This window comes from Alsobacter sp. SYSU BS001988 (assembly GCF_054796215.1).
The window spans coordinates 21,003-30,614 of sequence record NZ_JBTAMK010000023.1; the positions used below are offsets into that span (position 1 = coordinate 21,003).

General features: G+C 58.9%; 6 protein-coding genes and 1 pseudogene. 3 read left to right on the forward strand and 4 right to left on the reverse strand.

What is annotated here, in order from left to right:
• Positions 1–25: 25 nt before the first annotated feature.
• The 3 genes and pseudogenes from ACYVO7_RS24295 to ACYVO7_RS24305 form a co-directional block, all read right to left on the reverse strand.
• Entirely contained in the window at positions 26–517 is a 492-nt protein-coding gene (locus ACYVO7_RS24295; RefSeq protein WP_460452351.1) for a GFA family protein, read from the reverse strand.
• A 13-nt stretch (positions 518–530) separates the two neighbouring features.
• Positions 531–1,954, reverse strand: a pseudogene (locus tag ACYVO7_RS24300) (pyridoxal phosphate-dependent decarboxylase family protein).
• Positions 1,955–2,150: 196 nt separating this feature from the next.
• Positions 2,151–2,429, reverse strand: a complete 279-nt coding sequence (locus tag ACYVO7_RS24305) for a DUF4242 domain-containing protein (RefSeq protein ID WP_460452352.1) — start codon at positions 2,427–2,429, stop codon at positions 2,151–2,153.
• A gap of 142 nt (positions 2,430–2,571) precedes the next feature.
• Here ACYVO7_RS24305 and ACYVO7_RS24310 point away from each other — a divergent pair, with 142 nt between their 5' ends.
• Positions 2,572–3,840 (forward strand): DNA adenine methylase, encoded by a 1,269-nt coding sequence (locus ACYVO7_RS24310; RefSeq protein ID WP_460452353.1) that lies wholly within the window; start codon positions 2,572–2,574, stop codon positions 3,838–3,840.
• Between the two features lie 406 nt (positions 3,841–4,246).
• Positions 4,247–4,915: a recombinase family protein gene (locus ACYVO7_RS24315; RefSeq protein ID WP_460452354.1), complete on the forward strand. Its 669-nt coding sequence runs from the start codon at positions 4,247–4,249 to the stop codon at positions 4,913–4,915.
• Between the two features lie 319 nt (positions 4,916–5,234).
• On the opposite strand, the gene ACYVO7_RS24320 is transcribed toward ACYVO7_RS24315, so the two are convergent.
• Positions 5,235–5,666 (reverse strand): CBS domain-containing protein, encoded by a 432-nt coding sequence (locus ACYVO7_RS24320; RefSeq protein ID WP_460452355.1) that lies wholly within the window; start codon positions 5,664–5,666, stop codon positions 5,235–5,237.
• 1,412 nt (positions 5,667–7,078) lie between these two features.
• On the opposite strand from ACYVO7_RS24320, the gene ACYVO7_RS24325 reads away from it, so the two are divergent.
• Positions 7,079–9,277 (forward strand): ATP-binding protein, encoded by a 2,199-nt coding sequence (locus ACYVO7_RS24325; RefSeq protein WP_460452356.1) that lies wholly within the window; start codon positions 7,079–7,081, stop codon positions 9,275–9,277.
• Positions 9,278–9,612 lie beyond the last annotated feature (335 nt).

Sequence of the window (9,612 nt, forward strand, 5' to 3'; positions counted from 1 at the left end):
CCCCAAGTAGGGCAAAATGACTGAGCTAACCTCGTCGGCCAGGGCGCTGCGGCGAATCAAACACGACCGGACTTAGACCGCGCCCCTCGTTGTCGATGGCGTGTTGTTCAAACGTGCTGATCCCTGGTGGGATCAGCGTCTCATGCCGCGCGGCGCTAATGAATATGTGTTTCGAATTTTCCGGACCGATGGCAAACCAGTTCGGATCATCGAATGTACCTGCGTAGACGCCGTAAACGTCTGGAAATCGCTCGAAGGATAAGAACAGCTTTGTCCCGCAGGTTGGGCAGAAGTGAACCTTTACCCATTTGCCGCTGCCTTGCGATGTCGTCTTGAAAACAGCAGGTTCGCCTCCATTCACAGTCAGGTCTTGCAGGCGGAATATAGGTTCGACCATGTAGGCGGAGCCCGTCGCACGCTGACAAAACCGGCAATGACAGATTGTCACGCGTAGCGGGTGCGAAATTGTCCGGTAGCGGAGCCCTCCGCAGAGGCATCCTCCATTCTGAGCAGTCATGGCCCTAATCCTGTCAAGCTCTCGGGCGCACCCGCGATTGTGTGATACGTCGCCATGCTGCCTTAATGGCGTCGGCCGCAACCCCTATGTCCGCTTCGCTCGTCTGGTATCCAATGATCGACAGGCGCATGACCCAGAGTCCTTTCCATTTCGCGCCGCCCGCGAACAATACTCCCTCCTCCTGGATGGTTGATCGTGGCAAGCGTGAGTTCATCGCCAAGCTCGTCGGATTGATCGGGACCAAAGCGCACCACCACTTGGTTTAGGACAACGTCGTTCAGGACCTTGATCCCCTGTTCCGTCGCAAGCGCGTCGGCCATGACACGCGCCAGACGACAGTGGCGCTCCACCATGGCTGCGACTCCTGACCGGCCAAGGTGCTTGAGCATGGCCCAGGTTGCGAATCCGCGAGCCCTGCGGGAGAGTTCAGGAACGTAATTTGACGGGTCGCGATCTCCCTCGCCGACAGGTGGAAGATGACTGGCGGCTATCGTCATGGCGCGTCTATGCGCCTCGGCATCACGCACGATAGCGTAACCACAATCGTACGGCGTTTGGACCCATTTGTGACCATCAGTGGCCCAGGAGTCCGCGCAATCGATGCCTTCGTCCAAAAAGGATCGCTCTGGACAGGCGCGAGCCCACAGCCCAAACGCGCCATCGACATGCAACCAGCAGTTCGAGTGTTTGCTGGCTGCATCGACAATGGAGGGGTGTGGGTCGAAAGCGCCTGTGTTGATCTGCCCGGCTTGTGTGATCACGATGGTTGGGCCATTGCACCTCTCCAACGCCGAACACAGCGCCGCAGATTGCATCGCGCCCTGCGCATCGGTCGTGATTCGGTTCAGGTTCTGCTGTCCAAACCCCAAGTATAGGAGCGCGGCAAAGACAGTCGTTTGCGCATCGTCGCCGATCAGAACATGAATTGCAGGTGCGCCAAATAGTCCTTTGCGTTCGATGTCCCAGCCAGCGCGACGCAAGACCTCGGCCCGAGCCGCAGCGAGACAGACGAAGTTGGCGACCGTCGCGCCAGTGACAAAGCCCACAGATGCCGAGGATGGCATTCGCAGGATGTCGAGAAGCCAGCGTGCAGCAACGGCTTCAGCGGCTGCCGCCGCTGGCGAAACTGCATGATTGGCTGCGTTCTGGCCCCAAGCTGAAGTGAGCCAGTCAGCGGCAACCCCGACCGGGTGGGAGCCCCCGATTACCCAGCCAAAGAAGCGGCGGCCTATCATCGCGTGCAGCCCTGGAGTGGCCCGCTCGACCAAGCTCTCTATCACCCGAACTGGGCTCTCGCCGTATTGGCCCGTCGAACGCCGCGTGGGCCTCTGGATAGAGAACTGCTGGGTTCTGTGGCCGGTCACCGGCACCATTACGGAAGGCGATAGCTCGAAACGCCGCGAGTTCGAGCGCGTCAGAGTAGCTGCTGGTCGTCATGCTCGCGCTCCGCCAAACCGCCATAGCGGAAACGGGTGCAAAATAGCGTCTGGCTTACGCGTCCCAAGAGAACGTGACCAGCCAAGGTTGCCGCCATCTGCGTAGATCATCGCTGTCTAAGTCATTAGGTCCGCGTGGCTCATCCGCAGGTCACCCGCCAGTTCATCGCTCACTGCTTCCACATCTGCGGAACGGACTAGGCGACCTCAGAAGTGGTCGGGTCGATCACTTTTCTGATCGCGCTGATTTTATTCGCCGGGAAACCTGATTTCTCCGCGTGTTCCCGAATGCGGGCCTCGCTCGGTGCGATATAGACGCAGTAGATTTTATCGTCCGTGACGAAGCTCTCCTGCCACTGGATATCCGTTCCCATGCTGCGCAGAACATCGCACGATTGCTGCGCAGCGCCTTGCAGCTTTTCCTGCCCAAGCTGGCCTGCGCCCGGCATCTCACGTTCAATGATGAATTTAGGCATGGTCGCCTCCCGAAAATGACCTCAGCGTCCGCTCCGAATGGCGTGTTTGTCAATCATCCTTCGGGTCGGGACCGGACGTAAGGAGCATCGGTAAACGAATCTGGGGTAAAGAGGTTTGCTCTGATGGTTCGATGACGCCCCCATGCTCACCGCTCGTGCCCGATTGCCCATCATCCTAGCGCATGAAGTCCGCAAGGCCCGGAAATATCGGGGACTGACGCAGCAGGGGCTCGCTGCTCGGACCCAGCTTGACCTCGACACTGTCGCTGGGCTTGAAGCGGGTAGAGGCACGGTCAATTCCTTCCTGACGGTCCTAGGTGTCCTAGAGCATCGGCTGGATGGACAAGCGCCGGGCACATCCATGGGTGCATGGATCGCAACTCGAAGGAAAGCGTCCGGCTTTTCTCAAGCGCGGCTTGCCGACGCCGTGCGCTTGTCGAAACCGACCATCATCGCGGTCGAGCATGATCGAGGGCACGTAGAGAGCCTATCCAAGATCTTGACCGCACTCGGGATGCCGGTCGCCCTGACGCCTGTAGAACACCTCATCCCGCATTCAACGCGCCGTCGCCCGCCCAGGTCGCCGTTGCGCTATCCAGGCGGGAAATCGCGCGCACTGAAGGGCTTGGAAGCTCGCCTGCCCGATGAGATCGACGAGTATCGAGAGCCATTTGTAGGTGGCGGCTCGGTAGCATTGCTCATTGCCGACCGGTTTCCAGAAGCCTCCATCTGGATCAACGACGCGTATCGGCCCCTCATCAGCTTCTGGCAGTCGATTCAGGACCCAGTCGAGGCCATCAAACTGGTAGATCTCTTACGGGGGTTGAAGAGGTCGCATGCTGATCCGGATAGTGCGGGAAACCTTTTCCGGCAATTGGATCGGGCATTGATGCAACCCTCCCTAAGTCGGCTCGATGAAGCTGCGTATTTTTTCACGCTAAACAGATGCAGCTTTAGTGGCCTGACCCAGAGTGGATCATTTTCGCCAGAGGCATCGGAAGTGCGATGGACGATGAAGGGCATCGACGCGCTTGCAAATTACTCGTCAAGGATCGCAGGGTGGAAGATCACGCACGGTGACTACTCATCGTTGCTGGACTCGCAGTGGAGCGGCCGCTCGCCTTTCGTCTTCGCAGATCCCCCGTATATGTTGCAGCACAGGGGTCTTTACGGCTGGCGCGCACAGGCACATACCGGCTTCGACCACGTTGCGCTGCATTCACGCCTCGCCAAGGTTTCCGTAAACGCGATGGTCACATACAACGTGACGGACGCGATTTCTGAGATGTACGGAGACTGGCAGCGGTCTTTCATGAGCCAGGGTTACAGCATGAGGTCCGAACGCAGCTACATCAAGGCGCAGCGGAAACGACATGAAGTTGTCCTAAGAAACTACCGCCTCGGCACATAGCGGGGCCGCTGCATTCCGCTTCAAGGTCCGTTCGCCGCAGATTCGCCCTGCTCACCGGCTGGAGCCATCGGCCGTCCCGGTTCGTCATCTTGCTCCAAGAAGCTCATGGCGATGTCGGCGTGATCACGGCGTTGAGGCTGTCGGGCGGCGGCTCGAAGATCACGCCGATAGCCTCATGGCGGATTGGCCGGGCGGTCAATCTGAACAGGCGTGATCGGCTGCGCGGCGGCAAAGACGCCGTTCCCCTGACCTTGGCGCGGCGAAGGCCCATAACCCGAGCCCTTGTTGTTGCTGTCCAGGAACTCTTCAGTTTCTGGACGGGGCTGTGGTCCACGGGATTCAAAGTGTTTGACGTGCAGGAAGTCCGTGCAAAAACCGGAAGGTCGTGCACGGGAGTTTCTGGACGATGGGACGGGCATATGGATATTCGCGGGTCTCGACCTCCGAGAAGGACTGGGCGATCCAGTTGGATGCGTTAGCGTCGGCAGGCGTTGATGACCGCGATGTGTTTCGGGAGAAGGTGACGGGCACCAAGCGCGACCGGGCTGAACTTCGCCGCATGCTCGACCTTCTAAGGCCCGGTGATCAGGCGACGGTGTACCGGCTGGACCGGCTCGCTCGATCCCAGCTTCACCTCCTTCAGATCATCGAGGAGATCGAGGCGAAGGGCGCAAAGCTCGTGTCCGTAATGGACAAAATCGACACCTCGACTGCGACCGGCAAGATGGTGGTCGGGCTGCTTTGCGTCCTGGCAGAGTTTGAGCGGAATCTGCTTGTGGAACGGAGCGCCGCCGGTCGGAAGCTGGCCCGAGCACGCGGGGTGAACTTCGGGCGCAAGCCAAAGCTCACGCCCGCGATGATCCGACAGGTTCTCAGCGCCCATGACGATCCGTCCACGACGGTCCCGGAGACCTGCCGCGTGTTGGGCGTTAGCAAATCAAGCTACTACATCGCTCCGGCAAGCACGGCGCTCGGAACTCCAGGGTGGCGGCAGCGGTCAGTGCGAACAGGGTTGGATGGCGTTGGATGTCGAGGCGGTCGGGTGACCTTGGAGCGGCGGCAAGGCCCATTATGATCGCCGCCATGGTCAGACATCGGCCGCCTCATGCCCTGGGCGAACGGCGTGTTCGCCTAGAAGGGCGCGGGCAGAGCGGTCAATGTTTATGGAGTATTTTCGGACCTCCATGCCGAATGGCCCGGATCATCTTCAGGCCGCTCCACCCTGCTTCACCAAACCGGCAGCATGAGATCCTCATATGGTGTCCCGGCCCACATCACGTATGGCTTTGTCGGGTCATCTTCGGAACTGTCAGGCCGCAGAAAAGCATGCGCGCGGGGCTCCCCCCTTCAAAAACACTCGGAGGCGCGGACTTAAAAGGCTGCTAGGTATAAGCTTACGATCCGCAGATGTATTTTCCTAACTGACCGATCTCGAACTCCCGGTCAGAGAGGAGGCAGTTGACGAGGTCGCCAATTGATACGATTCCGAGCAACTTTTCCTGCTCGATCACGGGCAGGTATCGCACCCCTTTGGCCGACATCAACGCCAAACATTCCTCAACAAACGTGCTTGGAGGGGTGTAGAGCACGTTGCGTTCCATTATCTCGCTCACAAGCGTGGATGGAGACGCCCGACCTTCAAGGAATACATGTCTTGCATAGTGTCGTTCCGTGATCATCCCGACGAGCTTCGCATCCTCCATCACCGCCAGCGCTCCAACGTCCTTGTCAGCCATCATACGAATTGCGTCGTACACGGTATCGCTGGGCCGGAGTGACCAGACCTGTTGGCACTTCCGTTCGAGGATGTGGCGAACCGTTGTCATAACGAGCACTCCGCTTGGAATGACCCACTATCCTATCTCCACGGGTTCGTGATCGCCATGACATGGGTCAAAAAGTGCGCCACTCAATCGCATGTGGGGACGATCACGGGCATGCCATAGGCCGCCAGCGCAGCGATGAAGCGAGATGTTCGCCGATGTGTGATCGCGTACAACCCCGCCGCCGCGAATGGCAGGGACTTCCATCAGCACCCGCTTGAGGGGGGCTCTTGTTGTCCCGTGATCAAGTTCCTGCCGTTCGGCAGACGAACTCGTTCCAAGGGCCGTCCGAACGGGAGCCACTCACTGGTGCTTCACGCCAGGGCGGAGTTTGGACCCAGCGAAAGAGCTTGCTCTGTGCTGGCGAGCCAGCCTTCGAGGTGCCCAGCGTCGCCGCTAGCGAGTGACGTGCACCGCGACGGGATCGCTTGCTGGAAAACTCTCCTCCTCGGCTTCATCCAAGCGCTCATCAAGGCGCTGCTTGGAGTTCTCTGGGTAAGCCGGTTTTCGTCCTCTGATGGCGTCGAGGTCGGATCAGCGCCCTCAGTGCCGGACTGGGTCGGTCGCGAACCGCTCATCTGGAACTCCTCTCTTTCGAATTTATGGTGAGAGAGTCCCTCCACCCTAGTCGCGCGCGGGTGGATGTAAAGCAGTCGAAGAGACCGTCTGAGCGCGGAGGTAAGGTGAAGTACCTGAGCTTATCCGGATAGCTCATCGAGCGTGCGTTCGGGCTATCCTCTGCCACGACATCGGTAATTCTACGGCGCACCTTAACAAGTACCGCTGCTGAACAGGGAAAATCCTCGCTTGGGAAACGTGCCTGATCTTTAGAATTCTAGTCCGAAGTTACTCATTCCATATGTGCATCGCAAGCGCCAAGTTTTGCTGATGTCCCTAGATCATTGTGGAGCGGCCCGCCCGGTCAACGTTTATGGGGTATCTCCGGACCGCCATGACGGACGGCCAGATCATCTCCGGACCGTTCCACAATAGTTTACCGCAGATCGACGCCAACATTTCTTCGGCGCGGTCGCCCAGGTCGCCTAAAATTGCAGCCCAACCGCTTCGATGAGGGGACTTCCAACCCGGAGGTCATCGGAATCGAAGGCTCCTCGGGCAGAGGCGCTCCGTGGTGGTAGACACGAAGGACCTTGCCGTTTTTGAAGCGCTGCCCTTCTCGGATGTGGCCTGGTACTTCCGACGCCGCCGAGGCATTCCCTCCGTAAGTCGGCATCCGCTAAGGGCGGGCGCGCCATTCACGGTCTGAACACGGGTCTCCCAGGCACCTCGTCATTCTTGTTACGGTGAGATGGAACCCAAGCTCGCCTAGAGCGTTACACGTTGTTTTTTGAAGGGGAGGCACGCTTGCGTCTACAACATCCATGGTTTGGTCAAGCACCACTGCGCCATCCCGCATGAATCAGGAAATCGTGGAATTCCAGCCTGATACGATAACTGCTGGCGATTGGCGTCAAATTGTTCAAAGCGCGACAGACACGGCCATCATCAGCACCGACCGATTAGGCCGGGTCACCAGTTGGAACAAGGGCGCGGAGCATCTGCTGGGCTGGACCGAGACCGAAATGCTCGGACAGACTCTGCATCGCCTGTTCGAAAACCCTGACCAAATTTCCCGCGAACTCGAAGACGCTGCGGCCACCGGCCGGGGCGGCGGGCCTGAAGGTTGGCGTTTGAGGAAAGATGGCGGACGAATCTGGGCAGCCGGAGAGATGAGCCCGATCCTCAATGGCACGGGCCAGATCACCGGGTTCGTGAAGATCGTCCGTAACCGAACCCGCGCCAAAGAGGCGGAGGAACTGGCGAACCAGGAACGCCGCGCCCTGGAGATTCTAAATCGAGCGGGCTCGGCGCTTGCGGTCGAAACGGACGTGCACCGACTTGTACAGATCGTCACGGATGCTGGCGTCGAACTCACCGGAGCTGAGTTCGGCGCGTTTTTTTACACCGTGCTCAATGACGCAGGTGAGACATATACGCTCTACACGCTGGCAGGCGCTCCAATCGAGGCTTTCTCAAAATTCCCGATGCCTCGCAACACGGAGGTGTTCGGTCCAACTTTCCGTGGTGAGGGCATCGTCCGCTCGGACGACATAACGAAGGACCCGCGATACGGGAAGAACGCGCCGCACAAGGGTATGCCAGAAGGGCATCTTCCGGTTCGGAGCTACCTTGCCGTGCCAGTGATGTCCCGAAGCGGGGAGGTTCTGGGCGGGCTCTTCTTCGGTCACGGATCGCCCGGCAGTTTCGGAGAACGTTCCGAGCGCGGAATGAAAGGACTGGCAGCGGAAGCCGCCGTGGCCATCGACAACGTGAGGCTATCCCAAGCGGCCCAGCGCGAACTCGCGCAACGCCGCTATGCGGAAGAGGCTTTGCGGGAGGTGAACGCGAACTTGGAACAGCAGGTCGCCGAGCGCACTGCCCAGCTACGTGCGAACGAGGAGGCGCTCAGGCAAGCCCAAAAAATGGAGGCGATTGGCCAACTAACAGGCGGTGTAGCCCACGACTTCAACAACCTACTTCAGGTGATTATGGGCAACCTGGACACGATTCAGCGTCATCTCCCGTCTGAGAACACGAGGTTAAAACGGGCGGCCAACCATGCGCTCAACGGGGCTCGACGAGCTGCGGCCCTTACCCAGAGACTGCTCGCATTTTCAAGGCGTCAGCCTCTCGATCCGAAGCCCCTCAACGTGAACGCGCTCGTGACCGGCATGTCAGAGATGGTCCATCGTACCCTGGGCGAAACGGTCGCGGTTGAGACGGTACTATCCGCAGGGCTCTGGCAAGTAGAAATGGACTCCAACGAGCTTGAAGCGGCTATCCTGAATTTGGCAGTGAACGCTCGAGACGCCATGCCCGAAGGTGGCCGCCTGACGATTGAAACAGCCAACGCCCACATTGATGAGGGATATGCTGCAAATTTTGCCGAAGTGGCTGCTGGGCAGTACGTTTCGATAGCGATATCCGATACCGGAACAGGAATGGATGAACAGACCATTTCGCGAGCGTTTGAACCTTTCTTCACCACGAAGCCTGTCGGTCGGGGTACTGGCCTGGGGCTGAGCCAAGTCTATGGCTTCGTCAAGCAATCAGGCGGCCATATTAAAATTTACTCCGAAGTCGGACATGGCACGACGGTGAAAATTTACTTGCCCCGGCTGATCGGTGGAATCGCCCAGCCTGAGGAAGAAGCGGACTGCATTGTTCCTGATGGCGGCAGCGAAGAGACCATCCTCGTTCTCGAAGATGACGACGATGTGAGGACGTACTCCGTCGAGATCCTGCGTGAACTCGGGTATCGCGTCCTCGAGGCCCACGATGGTCCTTCGGCGCTTCGTTTACTTGAGCGTCAGGCGCGCGTGGATCTGCTCTTCACCGACGTAGTCCTGCCCGGCGGAATGGCTGGCCCTCAGGTGGCTGAGCAAGCACGAGAAATAAAGTCCGATCTTAAAGTGCTGTTCACGACCGGATACGCCCGCAATGCCATAATGCACCACGGCCGTCTTCAGAAAGGCGTCCGACTCATCACAAAGCCCTTCAGTTCGGCTGATCTCGCAGCTCGAATCAGGGATGTCTTGGACGAGCAGATATAGCTGACCCCAGAGGTCCCACTGGCGCTCGCCAGTGGGGCAATGAGTGCGCTTTTGGTGATATGACGCAACTCAGGCCAGCTTGCCAGCAGCCATTTTCGGTGATGATCCCGACATCTATCCGGCCCCGGCGTCCTCTGCTTCATCGCCTGCGATCTGGTCGTCAAGCGTGAGGGCGTCATCCAGATTGGCGCAGGTCGCACGCGACAGGAGGGCTCGCTGATATAGCTGGCTTAGTGCACTTGAGCGCGACTGCGCTAGATGTCAGGCCCATCGCAGTTTGAACCAAAAAGCCTGTTTCCACATGTCCATATCTCGCACCTAGTCTCTTCTATTCC

Excerpts from the sequence above, each read along its gene's own strand:
- ACYVO7_RS24325 (WP_460452356.1), top strand. The coding sequence starts at position 7,079 with ATGAATCAGGAAATCGTGGAATTCCAGCCTGATACGATAACTGCTGGC.
- ACYVO7_RS24305 (WP_460452352.1), bottom strand. The coding sequence starts at position 2,429 with ATGCCTAAATTCATCATTGAACGTGAGATGCCGGGCGCAGGCCAGCTT.
- ACYVO7_RS24310 (WP_460452353.1), top strand. The coding sequence starts at position 2,572 with ATGCTCACCGCTCGTGCCCGATTGCCCATCATCCTAGCGCATGAAGTC.
- ACYVO7_RS24295 (WP_460452351.1), bottom strand. The coding sequence starts at position 517 with ATGACTGCTCAGAATGGAGGATGCCTCTGCGGAGGGCTCCGCTACCGG.
- ACYVO7_RS24315 (WP_460452354.1), top strand. The coding sequence starts at position 4,247 with ATGGGACGGGCATATGGATATTCGCGGGTCTCGACCTCCGAGAAGGAC.
- ACYVO7_RS24320 (WP_460452355.1), bottom strand. The coding sequence starts at position 5,666 with ATGACAACGGTTCGCCACATCCTCGAACGGAAGTGCCAACAGGTCTGG.